Genomic DNA, 18,030 nt, shown 5'->3' on the forward strand with positions numbered 1-18,030 from the left:
CTCACCCCCGGGGCATGCCGGTATAGTGCGCCCACCCAGCTATGCCGATCCAATGCCGATCGGTAAGAGAGACATAGCGATCCTGGTATGTCGCGGTACGGCCCCGCCCCGGGCGCGCCACCGCTTCCCCCCGGAAGGAGCCCCGGCGATGGACCTCCTGGACGGCCGGCTGAAGTTCCGGCACCTGACCCTGCTCATCGCGGTGTACGACCACGGAAGCGTCATACGGGCGGCGGAAAGCCTCCACCTCACCCAGCCCGCCGCCACCCGCACCCTGCGCGAACTGGAGGCCATCGCCGAACTCCCGCTCTTCGTCCGCGTCCCGCGCGGCATGCGGCCCACCGTCTACGGCGAGGCGCTCGTCGGCCACGCCCGCGCGGTGGTCGCCGAGGTCCGGCGGGCCAAGGAGCACCTCACCGGACTGCGCCAGGGCCAGGACGGCACGGTCACCGTGGGCACCCTGCTCGCCGGCGCCAACGTCCTGCTGCCCCGGGCCGTGGCCCGCCTCAAGAAGGAGCGCCCCCGGCTCACCGTCGTGGTCCGCGAGGGCACCCCCGACGTCCTCCACCCGGCCCTGCTCGGCGGCGAACTCGACCTCATCGTCGGCCGGGTGGGACCCGCCCCCGGCGACGGCGACGCGCTGCGGCAGCGGATGCTCTACCGCGAGCCCATCCGGCTCGCCGTCCGCGCCGGGCACCCGCTCCTGGCGGAAGGACCGGCCGGGGGCGCCGTCGCGCTCACCGACGCGCTCGCCCACCCGTGGATCCTGCCGGTCGAACAGACCGCCCTGCGCCAGGAACTGGGCGCCCTCTTCGTCGACCGGGGGCTGCCGCTCCCCGCCGACCGGGTGGAGTGCACCTCCATCCTCACCATGCGGGCCCTGCTCCTCCAGACCGACATGGTGGCGCTCCTGCCCGCACTGGTCCTGCGCGACGACGAGCACCTCGCCGCGCTGCCGGTCGAGCTCCCCTCGGTGGGCCGCACGGTGGGCGTCACCGAGGCCGCCCACCGCACCCGCACCCCCGCCCTCGAAGCCCTCCTGCGCCACCTCGACGAGGAGGCGGCGCTGCTCCGCGCGAGCCTCGGCACCGGCGCGCAGGGGTGACGGACCGCCGGGCCCGGGGCGGCGGGACCGGACCAGGAGCCGGGCCGGCGGCCCCGCGAGGTCCGCCGCCGGCGGCGGCAGGGTACCGAAGGCGGGCCCGGGTCGCCGGTGAGCCGCTTCCGCCCCCGCGACGCCCCCGGCAGCAGCGGCCGAACGACCTCACGCTTGACGTCGGACCGTTCGTGGCGACGCCTCACAACACCATGGACCACCGGCCGGGATCATGCGAAGACACCGTCCGGGGGCTTCCTAGAGACACAGCTTCGCCTCGTGCTCGGCGTGGCCGGCCGGCTCCAGCTGGAAGGTGCAGTGCTCCACGTCGAAGTGGGAGCCCAGGCACCCCTGGAGGGAGTGGAGCATCTTCTCGTGCCCCACCGAGTCGAGGGCCCCCTGGTCGACGACCACGTGCGCGGAGAGGACCGGCATTCCCGAGGTGATCGTCCAGGCGTGCAGGTCGTGCACGTCCTCGACCCCCGGCAGGGCCAGTATGTGCGCCCGCACCTCCGCCATGTCCACCCCCTTGGGAGCCGCCTCCAGGAGCACGTCCAGGGTCTCGCGCAGCAGCCCGACCGTGCGGGGGACGATCATCAGGCCGATCACGAGCGAGGCGATCGGGTCGGCGTACTGCCAGCCCGTGAGCAGGACGATCCCGGCCGCGACGATCACGGTGACCGATCCCAGGGCGTCCGCCAGCACCTCCAGGTAGGCGCCCCGCACGTTCAGGCTCTCCTTCCGGCCGCGCATGAGCAGCGACAGGGAGACCACGTTCGCCACCAGGCCGACCGCCGCGAACGCGAGGGCGAGCCCGCCCTTGGTCCCGGCCGGCTCGACGAACCGGTGGATCGCCTCGAAGAGCACGTAGCCGCCCACGCCGAGCAGCAGCAGGCAGTTCGCGAGCGCCGCCAGGATCTCGGCCCGCGCGTAGCCGAAGGTGCGGTTCCCCGAGGGCGGCCGGTTGGCGAAGTGGATCGCGAGGAGCGCCATCGCGAGGCCGACCGCGTCGGTCGCCATGTGGGCCGCGTCCGCGACCAGCGCGAGCGAGTCCGCGACCACGCCGCCGATGATCTCGATCACCGTCACGGAGAGCGTGATGCCGAGTGCGATCCGCAGCCGGCCCCGGTAAGCGGCCCCCGCGGTGCCCGTCGGCGGCGGACCCCCGTGGCTGTGCCCGTGGTCGTGTCCAGCCCCCATGACGTGGCCTCCCGGTCGTGTCGTCCGTATGCCCCGAGGCGCAAGTCAACTACGGGTGGGGGGTATGCGCAACACGGCACTGAACACCGTTGTCATATGCTCTGACCTGCGGCGATGAGGGAACGTCCGGGCGCGGCGGCAGTCACCCGCCAAGAGCCCCGCGCATCCGCCCGGACGCGGGCCCGAACGGGGCCGCCGGTGACCCGCGACGATCTTCGCGGAACCGCACGTGACCGCGCGGACCCGGGCGGGCCGGAAGGGGTTCCCGCCCGCGCGGCCTCGGTGAACCCGCCCTTCGTTCATCCGATAGCCTCAGTCGACGTGTCGCCGCCCGGTGCCGGGCCGCACCGCCGTGCCCGGGCCGCCATGGGCCCCGCCGGTCCCTCCGCCAGCTCCAAGGAGTGAGTTCGTCTGTCGACCGCCATCCTCACCGGCCCCCCGGCACCCGGATCTTCGCTCGACGGGGATCTGCGGTCGCTCGGCTTCGACGTCCGGATCGCCTCCGGCGCCGAGGAGACCGGCGCCCTGCTGGCCGCCGTCCCGGCGGGTGAGCGCGTCGCGCTCGTGGACCCCCGCTTCGTCGGCCACCTGCACGCGCTGCGCCTCGCCCTCACCGATCCGCGCTTCCCGGCCGCCGCCGCGCCCGGCGCGCTCACCGCGCAGGGCGGGGCCCGTCCCGCGCTGGCCCGCGCGCTCGGTGCGGCCGCCGCCTCCGACGACCTCACGGGCGCCCTCGCCGACGCCCTCGACGCCGAGGGCGTCACCGTGCACCGGCCCCGGCTCGGCACCCTCGTCGCCGCCGTGCCCACCGACGCCGAGGCCCGCCACGCGGCGCGCGCCGCCGTCGAGGCCGTCGACGACGAGGCCGTACGCCTCCGCTCGGCCGTGAAGGCCCACGACGGCTTCTTCACCACCTTCTTCATCAGCCCGTACTCGCGCTACATCGCCCGCTGGTGCGCGCGGCGCGGACTGACCCCCAACCAGGTCACCACCGCCTCGCTGCTCACCGCCCTGATAGCGGCCGGCTGCGCGGCGACCGGCGAGCGCGGCGGCTACGTCGCCGCCGGTGTCCTGCTCCTCCTCTCCTTCGTCCTCGACTGCACCGACGGGCAGCTCGCCCGCTACGCGCTGAAGTACTCGACGATGGGCGCCTGGCTCGACGCCACCTTCGACCGCGCCAAGGAGTACGCCTTCTACGCGGGCCTCGCCCTCGGCGCCGCCCGCGACGGCGACGACGTGTGGGCCCTCGCGCTCGGCGCCATGATCCTCATGACCTGCCGGCACGTCGTGGACTTCTCCTTCAACGAGGCCAACGCCGAGAGCACGGGCGTCACCGCGAAGACCGGCCTGGCCCTCTCCGACCGGCTCGACAGCCTCGGCTGGACCGTCTGGGCCCGCCGCATGATCATCCTGCCGATCGGCGAGCGCTGGGCGATGATCGCGGTCCTCACCGCCGTCACCACCCCCCGGACCGTCTTCTGGGCCCTGATCGTCGGCTGCGCCTTCGGCGCCTGTTACACCACGGCGGGCCGCGTGCTGCGTTCCCTGACCCGCAGGGCGAAGAGGACCGACCGGGCCGCCCGCGCGCTCGCGGACCTGGCGGACTCCGGCCCGCTCGCCCAGCTCGCGGCCCGGGTCCTCGGCCGCACGGGAGCCCCCGGAGCCGGCGTCGTCTTCGCCGCCGTCGCGACGGCGGGCCTCCTCTTCGCCGTCCTCGCGCAGCCGTTCGGCGACCGGCAGACCGTGATCGCCGCCATCGGCTACGCGGTCCTCGCCGGCGCGGCCGTCGCCCGCCCCCTCAAGGGCGCCCTCGACTGGCTCGTACCGCCGCTCTTCCGCGCCGCCGAGTACACCACCGTCCTCGTCCTGGCCGCCCGCTCCGACTCCCCGGGAGCCCTCCCGGCGGCGTTCGGGCTGGTCGCGGCGGTCGCCTACCATCACTACGACACGGTGTACCGCATCCGCGGCGGCACCGGCGCGCCGCCCGCCCGGCTGGTGCGCGTCATCGGCGGACACGAGGGGCGCACGCTCCTGGTGACCGTCCTCGCCGCCCTCCTCGCGGGCCGCGGCGACGGCTTCACCCTGGCACTGACCGTCCTCGCGGTCGCCGTCGCGCTGGTGGTGCTCGTGGAGTCCATCCGCTTCTGGGTCTCCGCCGGAGCACCCGCCGTTCACGACGAAGGAGAAACAGCATGATCGGTCTCGTACTGGCAGCCGGTGCCGGACGGCGTCTGCGCCCCTACACCGACACCCTTCCGAAGGCCCTCGTGCCGGTCGACGGGGACACCACCGTCCTCGACCTGACCCTGAAGAACTTCGCCGAGATCGGCCTCACCGAGGCCGCGATCGTCGTCGGCTACCGCAAGGAGGCCGTCTACGCCCGCAAGGAGGAGCTGGAGGCGAAGTACGGCCTGAAGCTCACCCTCGTCGACAACGACAAGGCCGAGGAGTGGAACAACGCCTACTCCCTGTGGTGCGCCCGTGAGGTCCTCAAGCGCGGCGTGATCCTCGCCAACGGGGACACCGTCCACCCGGTCTCCGTCGAGAAGACCCTGCTCGCCGCCCGCGGCAACGGCCAGAAGATCATCCTCGCCCTCGACACGGTGAAGAACCTCGCCGACGAGGAGATGAAGGTCATCACCGCCGAGGGCGAGGGCGTCCGGCGCATCACCAAGCTCATGGACCCGGCGACCGCCACCGGCGAGTACATCGGCGTCACCCTGATCGAGGCCGAGGCCGCCGAGGAGCTCGCCGACGCGCTCAAGGCCACCTTCGAGCGCGACCCCGACCTCTACTACGAGGACGGCTACCAGGAGCTGGTCGACCGCGGCTTCACCGTCGACGTGGCCCCCATCGGCGACGTCAGCTGGGTCGAGATCGACAACCACGACGACCTCGCGAAGGGCCGTGAGATCGCGTGCCAGTACTGACCCGGCTGATCCCGTCGCCGGTCGTCGTCGACATCCGCGGGGGAGCGCTGGAGGACCTGTCCGCGCTCCTCGCGGACCAGCGGATCTCCAGCAACGGCAAGATCGCCGTCGCCATCAGCGGGGGCTCCGGCCTCAAGCTGCGCGACCGGTTCGCCGCCGAGCTGCCCGGAGCCGACTGGTACCCGGTCGCCGGGGGCACCATCGACGAGGCCGTGAAGCTGGCCGACGCCATGCGCGGCAAGCGGTACGACGCGGTGGTCGCCCTCGGCGGCGGCAAGATCATCGACGTGACCAAGTACGCGGCGGCCCGGGTCGGGCTGCCGCTGGTGGCCATCGCCACCAACCTGTCGCACGACGGGATCTGCTCCCCGATCTCGACCCTGGACAACGACAACGGCCGGGGCTCCTACGGCGTCCCCACCCCGATCGCCCTCGTCATCGACCTGGACGTGATCAGGGACGCGCCGGCCCGCTTCGTCCGCTCCGGCATCGGCGACGCGATCTCCAACCTCTCCGCCATCGCGGACTGGGAGCTGTCCCACCTGGAGAACGGCGAGCCCGTCGACGGCCTGGCGGCCGCCATGGCCCGCAGCGCCGGCGAGGCCGTGCTCCGCCACCCCGGCGGCATCGGCGACGACGACTTCCTCGTCACCCTCTCCGAGGGCCTGGTGATGTCCGGCATCGCCATGTCGATCAGCGGGGACAGCCGCCCCTCCTCGGGCGCCTGCCACGAGATCAGCCACGCCTTCGACCTGCTCTTCCCGGACCGTGCCGCCAGCCACGGCGAGCAGTGCGGCCTCGGGGCGGCCTTCGCCATGCACCTGCGCGGCGCCCGGGAGGGCTCCGCGCTGATGGTCGAGACCCTGCGCCGGCACGGGCTGCCCGTCCGGCCGGAGGAGATGGGCTTCACCGTGGACGAGTTCGTCCGGGCGGTGTCCTTCGCGCCGCAGACCCGGCCGGGCCGCTTCACCATCCTGGAACACCTCGACCTGTCCGACGACGAGATCAGGGACGCGTACGCCGACTATGCACAAGCCATCGGTAGCTGAGCTCCGACCGGTCGTCCACCCCCCGGGCGTGAAGGACCGGCGGAGCGGCGAGCACTGGGGCGGCCGCCTGTACATGCGGGAGATCTCGCTGCGGATCACCCGGCAGCTGGTGACCACCCGGGTCACGCCCAACCAGCTGACCTACCTGATGACCGTCTTCGGCGTGCTCGCCGCCCCGGCGCTGCTCGTGCCGGGCGTCCCGGGCGCCGTCCTCGGCGTGCTCATGGTCCAGCTCTACCTGCTGCTCGACTGCGTCGACGGCGAGGTGGCCCGCTGGAAGAAGCAGTTCTCCCTCGGCGGCGTGTACCTGGACCGGGTCGGCGCCTACCTGTGCGACGCGGCGGTCCTCGTCGGCTTCGGCCTGCGCGCCGCCGACCTGTGGGGCACCGGCCGGATCGACTGGCTGTGGGCCTTCCTGGGCACCCTCGCCGCCCTCGGCGCCATTCTGATCAAGGCCGAGACCGACCTCGTCGGCGTCGCCCGGCACCAGGGCGGCCTTCCGCCGGTCAAGGAGTCCGCCTCCGAGCCGCGCTCCTCCGGCATGGCGCTGGCGCGCCGGGCCGCCGCCGCGCTCAAGTTCCACCGGCTGGTCCTCGGGATCGAGGCGTCCCTGCTCATCCTGGTCCTCGCCGTCGCGGACCAGATCAGGGGCGACCTCTTCTTCTCCCGGCTCGGCGTCGCCGTCCTCGCGGGCATCGCCCTGCTCCAGACCCTGCTGCACCTGGTGTCGATCATGGTCTCCAGCAGGCTGAAATGAGGCCGGCGGCGGCCGGGCCCCACGGGGCGGGCGCCGCCGCCGACCGGGACACCCCGGCCCGGCGGCGGCCCCCGCTCCCCGCGCGGGCCCGACGCCCCCTGCGGACCGCGCCGCCCCCCGGGGTGGCGTACGGTGTGGCCGCCGACCCGGCTGGATCGCCCCCCGGTCGTCCGACATCGTGGTACCCCCCGTGCCGCGCATCTTGAACACGAAAGTTTCGACTGTGAGTGACACACACCAGGGCGGAGCGGTCGCGACGAGCGCCCCCCCGTCCGTCGACGAGGGCCTGGCTCCGGCCGAGCTGGCCGCGAAGTACGGTCTCTCGGTCAGTGGCGCCCGGCCCGGCCTGTTCGAGTACGTCCGGGAGCTGTGGAGCAGGCGCCACTTCATCCTGGCCTTCTCCTCCGCCAAGCTGACCGCCCAGTACAGCCAGGCGAAGCTGGGCCAGGTGTGGCAGGTGGCGACCCCGCTCCTGAACGCCCTGGTCTACTACCTGATCTTCGGCCTGATCCTGGGTGCCGGAAGGGGGATGAGCAAGGACGTCTACATCCCGTTCCTGGTCACCGGCATCTTCGTGTTCACCTTCACCCAGAGCTCGGTGATGGCCGGCGTCCGGGCGATCTCGGGCAACCTGGGCCTCGTCCGGGCGCTGCACTTCCCGCGCGCCTCGCTGCCGATCTCCTTCTCGCTCCAGCAGCTCCAGCAGCTGCTGTTCTCGATGATCGTCCTCGTGGCGATCGCGATCGCCTTCGGCAGCTATCCCTCGCCCCGCTGGCTGCTGCTGGTCCCGGCGCTGTTCCTGCAGTTCGTGTTCAACGTCGGCCTGGCCATGATCATGGCCAGGATGGGCGCCAGGACGCCCGACCTCGCCCAGCTGATGCCGTTCGTCATGCGCACCTGGATGTACGCCTCCGGCGTCATGTTCTCGATCCCCGCGATGCTCTCCGACAAGCCCGCCTGGATCGCCGACGTCCTCATGTACAACCCGGCGGCCGTCTACATGGACCTGATCCGGTTCTCCCTCATCGAGGGCTACGGCGCGCAGAACCTTCCGTCCCACGTCTGGATGACCGCCCTCGGCTGGGCCCTGGTCTTCGGCATCGGCGGATTCGTCTACTTCTGGAAGGCCGAGGAGAGGTACGGCCGTGGCTGACCCGAACCAGTCCAGCATCCCCACCGTCATCTGCGACGACGTCCACATCGTCTACCGGGTCAACACCGGCGGCGCGGGCCGGGGCAGCGCCACGGCGGCGCTCAGCCGGATCGTCGGCCGGGGCAAGGCCGAGGTCACCCGGGGCGTCCGCGAGGTCCACGCGGTCCGCGGCGTCACCTTCACCGCCTACCGGGGCGAGGCCATCGGCCTCATCGGCTCCAACGGCTCCGGCAAGTCCACGCTGCTGCGCGCCGTCGCCGGTCTGCTCCCCACCGAGAGGGGCAGGGTCTACACCGACGGCCAGCCCTCGCTCCTCGGCGTCAACGCCGCCCTGATGAACGACCTCACCGGCGAGCGCAACGTCATCCTGGGCGGCCTCGCCATGGGCATGAGCCGCGAGGAGATCCGCTCGCGCTACCAGGACATCGTCGACTTCTCCGGCATCAACGAGAAGGGCGACTTCATCAGCCTGCCCATGCGCACGTACTCCTCCGGCATGGGCGCCCGCCTCCGTTTCGCCATCGCGGCCGCCAAGAACCACGACGTCCTCCTCATCGACGAGGCGCTCGCCACCGGTGACCGCAAGTTCCAGATCCGCTCCGAGGAGCGCATCCGCGAGCTGCGCAAGGAGGCCGGCACGGTCTTCCTGGTGAGCCACAGCAACAAGTCCATCCGGGACACCTGTGACCGGGTGCTCTGGCTGGAGAAGGGTCAGCTCCTCATGGACGGCCCCACGGACGAGGTCCTCAAGGCGTACGAGCGGGAGACCGCCCGCTAGAACCCGCCCGGATCCCTCGGACCGGCCACGCCCCCGTCGCGCCGCGACGGGGGCGTTTCCGTCGCGGGGGCGTTCACCGTGTGTCACCCTCCCTGGTGGGAGGCGCTTCCCGCCGCCCTCGGACGCGGCGCGGGAACGCCGCCGCCGGGCCCGTCCGTCACCGGGACGCGCCCCGGGGGCCCGCGTGTCGCAACGAACGGCCCTGTGGAGAAGGCGGGTTGACGGGGGCGGACGGAGGAGGCGCCCGGCGCCCGCCACCCCGGAATGGCGGCGGACGTCGTACGACGTAAGCTGGACCGGTCTGTTTCGCGGCAAGTAGGGCGATACCCCACGGTCATCGGGCCTCCGGGCGACGGCCCTACGGGCAGGGGTCGGCGGCGTGTCCGAAATGGGATGGATTGGGTCAGCAGTGTAGAACGGGAGACGTGACGGCCATGACGCAGAATCTCCAGCTCCACGAGGGTGTCGCCGTCCCTCCGTCGGGCAGCGCCCGGTGACGGACCTCCGGCGGGCGCGCCCCGACGCCACCTCGCGCGCCACACTCGGCAAGGCCGCGGACGAGAACTTCCCCGTCGCCCCCTTCTTCCTGCCCCGCGCCCGGCGCGACGACCTCATGGCCGTCTACGGCTTCGCCCGGCTCGTCGACGACATCGGCGACGGCGACCTCGCCCCCGGCGGGGCCGACGCCCGCCACCTGGGCGTCGGCCCCGAGGAGGCCGGGGACCGGCTCGTCCTCCTCGACGCCTTCGAGGCCGACCTCCGCCGCGTCTTCGACTCCGCCCCGCGCCACCCCCTGCTGCGCGCCCTCCAACCGGTCGTCCGGCGGTGCGGGCTCACCCCCGAGCCCTTCCTCGCCCTGATCGCCGCCAACCGCCAGGACCAGCTCGTCGCCCGGTACGAGACGTACGACGACCTCCTCGCGTACTGCGAACTCTCCGCCAACCCCGTCGGCCGGCTCGTCCTCGCGATCACCGGCACCGACACCCCCGAGCGCGTCCGGCGCTCCGACGAGATCTGCACCGCCCTCCAGATCGTCGAACACCTCCAGGACGTCGCCGAGGACCTCGGCCGCGACCGGGTCTACCTGCCCGCCGAGGACCTCAAGCGGTTCCACGTCACCGAGGACGACCTCGCCCGGCCCACCGCCGGGGCCTCGGTCCGCGCCCTGATCGCCTTCGAGGCCGAGCGGGCCCGGACGCTCCTCCACGCGGGCACCCCGCTCGTCGGCAGCGTCCACGGCCGGCTCCGCCTCCTCCTCGCCGGATTCACCGCCGGGGGACTCGCGGCGCTCGACGCGATCACGGACGCGGGGTACGACGTGCTGGCCGGCCCGCCGAGGTCCACCAAGCCGAGCCTGATGCGCCAGGCGGGAGCGGTTCTGCTCCGGGCGCGGAGAGAGAGAGGGGTGAGCGTGACCGTGGAAGGACAGCACCAGCCGTCCGCACCGGTGCAGGCCGCCTACAGCTACTGCGAGGCGGTCACCGGGCAGCAGGCCCGCAACTTCGCCTACGGGATCCGGCTCCTGCCGACCGAGAAGCGCCAGGCGATGTCCGCGCTCTACGCCTTCTCCCGGCGCGTGGACGACATCGGCGACGGCACGCTCGGACCCGCCGCCAAGCGGGAACGGCTCGAAGCCACCAGGGACCTGCTCGACCGGATCCGCGCCGGAAAGATCGAGGAGGACGACACCGACCCGGTCGCCGTCGCCCTCGCCGACTCCGCCGGCCGCTTCCCGATCCCGCTCGACGGTCTCGACGAACTCATCGACGGCGTCCTCATGGACGTCCACGGCGCGACCTACGAGACCTGGGACGACCTCAAGGTCTACTGCCGCTGCGTCGCCGGTGCGATCGGCCGCCTCTCCCTCGGCGTCTTCGGCACCCACCCCGGCGCCCCCGGCGCCTACCGGGCCCCCGAGTACGCCGACACCCTGGGGCTCGCGCTCCAACTCACCAACATCCTCAGGGACGTACGCGAGGACGCCGGCAACGGGCGCACCTACCTGCCCGCCGACGACCTCGCCAAGTTCGGCTGCGGGGACGGTTTCGGCAGCGCCACCCCGCCCGAGGGATCCGACTTCGCCGGCCTCGTCCACTTCGAAGTGCGGCGCGCCCGCGCCCTGTTCGCCGAGGGCTACCGGCTGCTGCCCCTGCTCGACCGGCGCAGCGGCGCCTGCGTCGCCGCCATGGCGGGCATCTACCGGCGGCTCCTCGACCGGATCGAACGCGATCCCGGGGCCGTCCTGCGCGGCCGCGTCTCGCTGCCGGGCCGCGAGAAGGCGTACGTCGCGGTGCGCGGCCTCTCCGGCCTCGACACCCGCCACGTCGCCCGGCGCGACGTCAGGAGGCACTCCTGATGGGCCCGTACGCCCCCGCCCGGGGGACCGCCCCCGCTCCCGGGGCAACCCGCGCCCCGGTTCCGGCGTCCCTGCCGGTGCCGGCCGCGGCGGCCTTCCCGGGACCGGCAACCCTCCCGGGACCGGCGGTCCCGGCCGCGCACCGGCCGTTCCCGGCCGTCCCGACCGCGACGAAGACGAACCGACCGGAGGCCGCGTGACCCACGAAGGAACCGGGCGGAGCGCCCCGCAGTCCCACGCCGTCGTCGTCGGCGGCGGGATCGCCGGGGTCACCGCGGCGCTCCAGCTCGCCGACGCGGGCGTCCGCGTCACCCTGCTCGAAGGCCGGCCCCGGCTCGGCGGCCTCGCCTTCTCCTTCCGGCGCGGCGAACTGTCCGTCGACAACGGCCAGCACGTGTACCTGCGCTGCTGCACCGCCTACCGCTGGTTCCTCGACCGGATCGGCGGCGCCCACCTCGCCCCCGTGCAGGACCGGCTCGACGTCCCCGTCCTCGACGTCGGCCACCGGCGCGGACCCCGCCTCGGCCGCCTGCGCCGCGACGACCTGCCCGTCCCGTTCCACCTCGCCCGGAGCCTGGCGACCTACCCGCACCTCGGTGCCGCCGAGCGCGTGGCGGTCGGCCGGGCCGCGCTCGCCCTGAACCGTCTCGACCCCGCCGACCCGGCCCTCGACGGCATCGACTTCGCGACCTGGCTCGGCCGCCACGGGCAGTCCCCGCGCGCCGTCGAGGCCCTGTGGGACCTCGTCGGCGTCGCCACGCTCAACGCCACCGCCCCGAACGCCTCCATGGGCCTCGCCGCCATGGTCTTCAAGACCGGTCTCCTCTCCGAGCCCGGCGCCGCCGACATCGGCTGGGCCCGCGTCCCGCTCGGCGAACTCCACGACACCCTGGCCGCGAAGGCCCTCACCGCCCTCGGCGTCCGCGTCGCGCTGCGCACCAAGGCCGAGCGGATCTCCCGCACCGACGGCGGCCGCTGGACCGTGGAGGTGCCGGGCGAGACGATCGACGCCGACACCGTCGTCCTCGCCGTACCGCAGCACGAGACCCACGCCCTGCTGCCCGAGGGCGCGCTCGACGACCCCGGCCGGCTCCTCGACATCGGCACCGCCCCCATCCTCAACCTGCACGTCGTCTACGACCGCAAGGTGCTCAGGCAGCCCTTCTTCACCGCGCTCGGCTCCCCGGTGCAGTGGGTCTTCGACCGCACCCGGACCTCCGGACTGGAGGGCGGCGGCCAGTACCTCGCCGTCTCCCAGTCCGCCGCGCAGGCCGACATCGACGAACCCGTCGCCGTCCTGCGCGAGCGCTACCTCCCGGAGCTGGAGCGGCTGCTGCCCGCCGCCCGCGGCGCCGGGGTGCGCGACTTCTTCGTCACCAGGGAGCGGACGGCGACGTTCGACCCCGCCCCGGGCGTCGGCCGGCTCCGCCCCGGCGCCCGCACCCGGGCACCGGGCCTCTACCTGGCCGGGGCCTGGACCGCCACCGGCTGGCCCGCGACCATGGAGGGGGCGGTCCGCAGCGGCTTCAGCGCCGCCGGCGCCGCGCTCTCCGCCCTCGGCCGCCGCCATGACCATCCGCTGCAGGAGGCGGTATGAGTGTGAGTACCGGAACAAGAGGAGAGACCGTGCCGACAGCGCCGCCGGGACACCCGGCCGTCGACACCGCGGACGTGTCCGCACTGCTGGAGCGGGGACGGACCCTGTCCACCCCCGTACTGCGGGCGGCCGTCGGCCGCCTCGCGCCCCCCATGGACACCGTGGCCGCCTACCACTTCGGCTGGATCGACGCGCAGGGCAACCCCGCCGACGGCGACGGCGGCAAGGCCGTCCGCCCCGCGCTCGCCCTGCTGTCGGCCGAGGCCGCGGGCGCCGCGCCCGAGGTCGGGGTGCCCGGCGCCGTCGCCGTGGAACTCGTCCACAACTTCTCGCTGCTCCACGACGACCTGATGGACGGCGACGAGCAGCGCCGCCACCGCGACACGGTGTGGAAGGTGCACGGCCCGGCGCAGGCCATCCTCGTCGGCGACGCCCTCTTCGCCCTCGCCAACGAACTGCTGCTCGAACTCGGCACCGTCGAGGCGGGACGGGCCACCCGCCGGCTCACCACGGCCACCCGCAAGCTCATCGACGGGCAGGCCCAGGACATCTCCTACGAGCACCGCGAGCGGGTCACCGTCGAGGAGTGCCTGGAGATGGAGGGCAACAAGACGGGCGCCCTCCTCGCCTGCGCAGTCTCCATCGGCGCCGTCCTCGGCGGCGCCGACGACCGGACCGCCGACAAGCTGGAGGAGTACGGCTACCACCTCGGCCTCGCCTTCCAGGCCGTGGACGACCTGCTCGGCATCTGGGGCGACCCGGAGGCCACCGGCAAGCAGACCTGGAGCGACCTGCGCCAGCGCAAGAAGTCCCTCCCCGTCGTCGCCGCCCTCGCCGCCGGGGGACCGGCCTCCGAGCGGCTCGGCGAACTGCTCGCCGCGGACGCCAAGTCCCACGACTTCGACACCTTCTCCGAGGAGGAGTTCGCCGTCAGGGCGGCCCTCATCGAGAAGGCCGGAGGACGCGAGTGGACCTCCGAGGAGGCCCGCCGCCAGCACACCGTCGCGATCGACGCCCTGAACGAGGTGGACATGCCCGCCCGGGTGCGGGACCAGCTCACCGCCCTGGCCGACTTCGTGGTCGTACGGAAGAGATGATCGCCATCACCCTGATATGAGTTCGCGGTCGCCGGGCCGCGCCCCCCCCCGCCCCCCCCCCCCCCCCCCCCCCGTGGCTAATTTAAACGACGGGGCGCAGGGGGAGCCAAAAAAACGACCACCCACCGGAACGCCCGGGGCCGGAGCCCCCCCCCCCCCCCGCGCCCTTCGTGTTGGTTTTCCTTATTATACCCCCCCAACCCCTTTTTTTTGGGCGGGGGGGCGCCGCGCCCCCCCCCCCGGCCCCCCCCGACGGCAGACCCGCAGGAGCAGAAGGAAACGGACTGCGCGAAGGGGAAGCCATGACAGCGACGACCGACGGAAGCGCCGGGGCCGTGAGCCCCCGGACGGCCGCGGCGAACGAGACGACCGACACCCTCCCGCCGCCGGCGGGGACCGTCACCGGGCCCGAGAGACTCGACGCCACCGCCGCGCGGGCGGCGGCACGGGCCGCCGAGCACCTGCTCGCCCGGCAGGACCCGGCCGGCTGGTGGAAGGGCGACCTGGAGACCAACGTCACCATGGACGCCGAGGACCTGCTGCTCCGCCGGTTCCTGGGCATCCTCGACCCGGACACCACCCGGGCCGCCGCACTCCACATCCGCCGCGAGCAGCGCGAGGACGGCGCCTGGGCCACCTTCTACGGCGGACCGGGCGAACTCTCCGCCACCGTCGAGGCGTACGTGGCGCTGCGGCTCGCCGGAGACCCGCCCGACGCCCCGCACATGGCCCGCGCCTCCGCCTGGGTCCGCGCCCGCGGCGGCATCGCCGCCACCCGGGTCTTCACCAGGATCTGGCTGGCCCTCTTCGGCTGGTGGCGCTGGGACGACCTGCCCGAACTGCCCCCGGAACTGCTCTTCCTGCCGAAGTGGTTCCCGCTGAACATCTACGACTTCGGCTGCTGGGCCCGGCAGACGATCGTGCCGCTCACCGTGGTCTCCGCGAAGCGCCCGGTCCGCCCCGCCCCCTTCCCGCTGGACGAGCTGCACACCGACCCGGCCCGCCCGAACCCGCCCCGCCCCCTCGCCCCGGTGACCGGCTGGGACGGGATCTTCCAGCGGCTCGACAAGGCGCTGCGCCTCTACCACCGGGTGGCGCCGCGCCCGGTGCGCGGGGCGGCCATGAACCTCGCCGCCCGGTGGATCGTGGAGCGCCAGGAGAACGACGGCTGCTGGGGCGGCATCCAGCCCCCCGCCGTCTACTCGGTCATCGCCCTCCACCTCCTCGGCTACGACCTGGAGCACCCCGTCATGCGGGCCGGCCTGGAGTCGCTCGACCGGTTCGCCGTCCGGCGCGGGGACGGCTCCCGGATGGTCGAGGCGTGCCAGTCGCCCGTCTGGGACACCTGCCTCGCCACCATCGCCCTCGCCGACGCAGGACTCGCCCCCGACCACCCGGCCCTGGTGAAGGCCGTCGACTGGATGCTGGGCGAGGAGGTCACCCGCTCCGGGGACTGGGCGGTGCGCCGTCCCGAGCTCCCGCCGGGCGGCTGGGCGTTCGAGTTCCACAACGACAACTACCCCGACACCGACGACACCGCCGAGGTCCTGCTCGCCCTGCGCCGGGTCCGGCACCCCGAACCGGCCCGGCTGGAGGCGTCCGTCGCCCGGGGCGTCCGCTGGACCCTCGGCATGCAGTCCCGCAACGGAGCCTGGGGCGCCTTCGACGCCGACAACACCAGCGCCCTCCCCAACAAGCTGCCCTTCTGCGACTTCGGCGAGGTGATCGACCCGCCCTCCGCCGACGTCACCGCCCACGTCGTGGAGATGCTCGCCCACGAGGGCCTGGCCCACGACCCCCGCACCCGCCGGGGAATCGAGTGGCTGCTCTCCGAACAGGAGCCGAACGGTGCCTGGTTCGGCCGCTGGGGCGTCAACCACGTGTACGGGACGGGCTCCGTGCTCCCCGCGCTCGCCGCCGCCGGCCTCCCCTCCTCCCACCCGGCCGTCCGCCGCGCCGTCGCCTGGCTCGGCTCCGTGCAGAACGAGGACGGCGGCTGGGGCGAGGACCTGCGCTCGTACCGGGACCCGGAGTGGATCGGGCACGGCGTCTCCACCGCCTCCCAGACCGCCTGGGCGCTGATCGCCCTCCTCGCGGCGGGCGAGCGGGAGTCCGAGGCGGTGCGCCGGGGCGTCGCCTGGCTCGCCGCGACCCAGCTCCCGGACGGCTCGTGGGACGAGCCGTACTTCACCGGCACCGGCTTCCCCTGGGACTTCTCCATCAACTACCACCTCTACCGGCTGGTCTTCCCCCTCACGGCGCTGGGCCGTTACGTGTACGGGGACCCCGCGCTCCTCCGGGAGGGCTGATGGGCGGCGAGCCGGGTCCCGGCCCCGCCGCCCCGCCGCTGCTGATCGCCTGCGCGCTCGGCATCGAGCAGGCCGCCCTGCGCAGCGGCGGCCGGGGCGGCGCCCCCGGCCCGGTCACCGTGCTGCGGACGGGCATGGGGCCCGACCGGGCCCGCGGCGCGGTCTCCCGGGCGCTGGGGCAGCGGCGCTGGTGGGACGCGGCCGTGATCGCCTCCGGGTTCTGCGCGGGGCTCGCCCCGGGCATGCACCCCGGGGACCTGATCGTCGCCGACGAGACCCGGGGCCCCGACGGCACGACCGCGTGCACCGGCACCGACCTGCTGGTGGAGGCCCTGGCCCGGGCGGTGCCCGGCCGGGCCGTCCACGTCGGTCCGCTGACCGGCTCCGCCCATGTGGTGCGGGGTCCCGAGCGGGCCGCGCTGCGGGGCACCGGCGCGATCGCCGTCGACATGGAGTCCGCGGCGACCCTGCGCACCGCGCGGGCCGCCGGGGCGTTCGGCGAGGGGCCGGGAGCGCGCCCGGTTGCGGCCGTCCGGGTGGTCGTGGACGCTCCAGAACATGAGCTGGTCCGTATTGGCACGGTTCGCGGGGGAATATCGGCCTTTCGCGTCCTTCGTGCCATTCTTCCCGCTTTCTTCGAATGGCACCGTTCTTTGCTGCTCCCCAGGAGGTGAACGAGTTATGGCCATGCCGCTCCGTCAGTCCGTCCGGGTCGGGACCTACCTCTTCGAACAGAAGCTCCGCAAGCGCGACAAGTTCCCGCTGATCGTCGAGCTCGAACCGCTCTTCGCCTGCAACCTCAAGTGCGAGGGCTGCGGGAAGATCCAGCACCCGGCGGGTGTCCTCAAGCAGCGCATGCCGGTCGCCCAGGCGGTCGGCGCCGTCCTGGAGTCCGGCGCGCCCATGGTGTCCATCGCGGGCGGAGAGCCCCTGATGCACCCGCAGATCCACGAGATCGTGCGGCAGCTGGTGGCCAGGAGGAAGTACGTCTTCCTCTGCACCAACGCCATGCTGCTGCGCAAGAAGCTGGAGGACTTCACCCCTTCCCGGTACTTCGCCTTCGCCGTGCACATCGACGGCCTGCGCGAGCGGCACGACGAGTCCGTGGCCAAGGAGGGCGTCTTCGACGAGGCGGTCGCGGCGATCAAGGAGGCCAAGCGGCGCGGCTTCCGGGTCACCACCAACTCGACCTTCTTCAACACCGACACCCCGCAGACCGTCATCGAGGTGCTCAACTACCTGAACGACGACCTCCGGGTCGACGAGATGATGATCTCGCCCGCCTACGCCTACGAGAAGGCCCCCGACCAGGAGCACTTCCTCGGCGTCGAGCAGACCCGGGAACTCTTCAGGAAGGCGTTCTCCGGCGGGAACCGGCGCCGCTGGCGGCTCAACCACTCGCCGCTCTTCCTGGACTTCCTGGAGGGGAAGGCGGACTTCCCCTGCACCGCCTGGGCCATCCCCAACTACTCCCTCTTCGGCTGGCAGCGCCCCTGCTACCTGATGAGCGACGGCTACGTCCCCACGTACCGCGAGCTGGTCGAGGAGACCGACTGGGAGAAGTACGGCCGGGGCAGGGACCCGCGCTGCGCCAACTGCATGGCGCACTGCGGCTACGAACCCACCGCCGTCCTCGCCACCATGGGCTCCCTCAAGGAGTCGCTGCGCGCGGTCAGGGAGACCGTCTCCGGAGGGGGACGGTGAGCGG

The 18,030-nt window shown here is 73.4% G+C and carries 13 protein-coding genes and 3 pseudogenes; 15 read left to right on the forward strand and 1 reads right to left on the reverse strand.

What is annotated here, in order from left to right:
- The first annotated feature begins 148 nt into the window (after positions 1 to 148).
- The gene (locus tag ACFYZY_RS22980) at positions 149 to 1,105 is read left to right on the forward strand and encodes a LysR substrate-binding domain-containing protein (protein WP_388697157.1); all 957 of its coding nucleotides are present in this window, start codon (positions 149 to 151) and stop codon (positions 1,103 to 1,105) included.
- Between the two features lie 249 nt (positions 1,106 to 1,354).
- On the opposite strand, the gene ACFYZY_RS22985 is transcribed toward ACFYZY_RS22980, so the two are convergent.
- Entirely contained in the window at positions 1,355 to 2,296 is a 942-nt protein-coding gene (locus ACFYZY_RS22985) for a cation diffusion facilitator family transporter (protein WP_388697159.1), read from the reverse strand.
- A 411-nt stretch (positions 2,297 to 2,707) separates the two neighbouring features.
- Here ACFYZY_RS22985 and ACFYZY_RS22990 point away from each other — a divergent pair, with 411 nt between their 5' ends.
- From ACFYZY_RS22990 to hpnH, 14 genes and pseudogenes are all read left to right on the forward strand, one after another.
- Positions 2,708 to 4,492, forward strand: coding sequence for a DUF5941 domain-containing protein (locus ACFYZY_RS22990; RefSeq protein WP_388697300.1), 1,785 nt, complete (start codon positions 2,708 to 2,710; stop codon positions 4,490 to 4,492).
- Positions 4,489 to 5,226, forward strand: a complete 738-nt coding sequence (locus tag ACFYZY_RS22995; protein WP_388697162.1) for a sugar phosphate nucleotidyltransferase — start codon at positions 4,489 to 4,491, stop codon at positions 5,224 to 5,226. Before ACFYZY_RS22990 ends, ACFYZY_RS22995 begins: the two co-directional genes overlap by 4 nt.
- A complete protein-coding gene (locus ACFYZY_RS23000; RefSeq protein WP_388697165.1) occupies positions 5,214 to 6,275 on the forward strand; it encodes an iron-containing alcohol dehydrogenase family protein in 1,062 nt (353 codons plus the stop codon). The genes ACFYZY_RS22995 and ACFYZY_RS23000 overlap by 13 nt, the downstream gene beginning before the upstream one ends.
- The gene (locus tag ACFYZY_RS23005) at positions 6,253 to 7,032 is read left to right on the forward strand and encodes a CDP-alcohol phosphatidyltransferase family protein (protein ID WP_388697168.1); all 780 of its coding nucleotides are present in this window, start codon (positions 6,253 to 6,255) and stop codon (positions 7,030 to 7,032) included. Before ACFYZY_RS23000 ends, ACFYZY_RS23005 begins: the two co-directional genes overlap by 23 nt.
- 84 nt (positions 7,033 to 7,116) lie before the next feature.
- A pseudogene (locus tag ACFYZY_RS23010) lies at positions 7,117 to 7,203 on the forward strand (glycosyltransferase family 2 protein); the annotation flags it as partial.
- Between the two features lie 52 nt (positions 7,204 to 7,255).
- Positions 7,256 to 8,185, forward strand: coding sequence for an ABC transporter permease (locus ACFYZY_RS23015; protein WP_388697170.1), 930 nt, complete (start codon positions 7,256 to 7,258; stop codon positions 8,183 to 8,185).
- The gene (locus ACFYZY_RS23020; RefSeq protein ID WP_388697171.1) at positions 8,178 to 8,963 is read left to right on the forward strand and encodes an ABC transporter ATP-binding protein; all 786 of its coding nucleotides are present in this window, start codon (positions 8,178 to 8,180) and stop codon (positions 8,961 to 8,963) included. The genes ACFYZY_RS23015 and ACFYZY_RS23020 overlap by 8 nt, the downstream gene beginning before the upstream one ends.
- A 493-nt stretch (positions 8,964 to 9,456) precedes the next feature.
- Positions 9,457 to 10,326 (forward strand): annotated as a pseudogene (gene hpnC, locus ACFYZY_RS23025) (squalene synthase HpnC); the annotation flags it as partial.
- 42 nt (positions 10,327 to 10,368) lie between these two features.
- On the forward strand, positions 10,369 to 11,319 hold the full coding sequence (gene hpnD / locus ACFYZY_RS23030) for a presqualene diphosphate synthase HpnD (protein WP_388697302.1): 951 nt from the start codon (positions 10,369 to 10,371) through the stop codon (positions 11,317 to 11,319).
- A gap of 133 nt (positions 11,320 to 11,452) precedes the next feature.
- A pseudogene (gene hpnE, locus ACFYZY_RS23035) lies at positions 11,453 to 12,916 on the forward strand (hydroxysqualene dehydroxylase HpnE); the annotation flags it as partial.
- Entirely contained in the window at positions 12,913 to 14,013 is a 1,101-nt protein-coding gene (locus ACFYZY_RS23040; RefSeq protein ID WP_388697173.1) for a polyprenyl synthetase family protein, read from the forward strand. The pseudogene hpnE and the gene ACFYZY_RS23040, both read left to right, overlap by 4 nt.
- Before the next feature lie 302 nt (positions 14,014 to 14,315).
- Positions 14,316 to 16,322 (forward strand): squalene--hopene cyclase, encoded by a 2,007-nt coding sequence (shc, locus tag ACFYZY_RS23045; protein WP_388697176.1) that lies wholly within the window; start codon positions 14,316 to 14,318, stop codon positions 16,320 to 16,322.
- On the forward strand, positions 16,322 to 16,996 hold the full coding sequence (locus ACFYZY_RS23050; RefSeq protein WP_388697179.1) for a 1-hydroxy-2-methyl-2-butenyl 4-diphosphate reductase: 675 nt from the start codon (positions 16,322 to 16,324) through the stop codon (positions 16,994 to 16,996). Before shc ends, ACFYZY_RS23050 begins: the two co-directional genes overlap by 1 nt.
- Before the next feature lie 7 nt (positions 16,997 to 17,003).
- Complete coding sequence (hpnH, locus tag ACFYZY_RS23055) at positions 17,004 to 18,026, forward strand: adenosyl-hopene transferase HpnH (protein ID WP_388697181.1); 1,023 nt, start codon at positions 17,004 to 17,006, stop codon at positions 18,024 to 18,026.
- Positions 18,027 to 18,030: the final 4 nt, after the last annotated feature.

The sequence above is a fragment of the Streptomyces sp. NPDC001744 genome (assembly GCF_042892575.1).
Classification (GTDB): Bacteria; Actinomycetota; Actinomycetes; order Streptomycetales; family Streptomycetaceae; genus Streptomyces.

Excerpts from the sequence above, each read along its gene's own strand:
- ACFYZY_RS23050 (WP_388697179.1), top strand. The coding sequence starts at position 16,322 with ATGGGCGGCGAGCCGGGTCCCGGCCCCGCCGCCCCGCCGCTGCTGATC.
- ACFYZY_RS23040 (WP_388697173.1), top strand. The coding sequence starts at position 12,913 with ATGAGTGTGAGTACCGGAACAAGAGGAGAGACCGTGCCGACAGCGCCG.
- ACFYZY_RS22985 (WP_388697159.1), bottom strand. The coding sequence starts at position 2,296 with ATGGGGGCTGGACACGACCACGGGCACAGCCACGGGGGTCCGCCGCCG.
- ACFYZY_RS23005 (WP_388697168.1), top strand. The coding sequence starts at position 6,253 with ATGCACAAGCCATCGGTAGCTGAGCTCCGACCGGTCGTCCACCCCCCG.
- ACFYZY_RS22995 (WP_388697162.1), top strand. The coding sequence starts at position 4,489 with ATGATCGGTCTCGTACTGGCAGCCGGTGCCGGACGGCGTCTGCGCCCC.
- hpnH (WP_388697181.1), top strand. The coding sequence starts at position 17,004 with ATGGCCATGCCGCTCCGTCAGTCCGTCCGGGTCGGGACCTACCTCTTC.
- ACFYZY_RS22980 (WP_388697157.1), top strand. The coding sequence starts at position 149 with ATGGACCTCCTGGACGGCCGGCTGAAGTTCCGGCACCTGACCCTGCTC.
- shc (WP_388697176.1), top strand. The coding sequence starts at position 14,316 with ATGACAGCGACGACCGACGGAAGCGCCGGGGCCGTGAGCCCCCGGACG.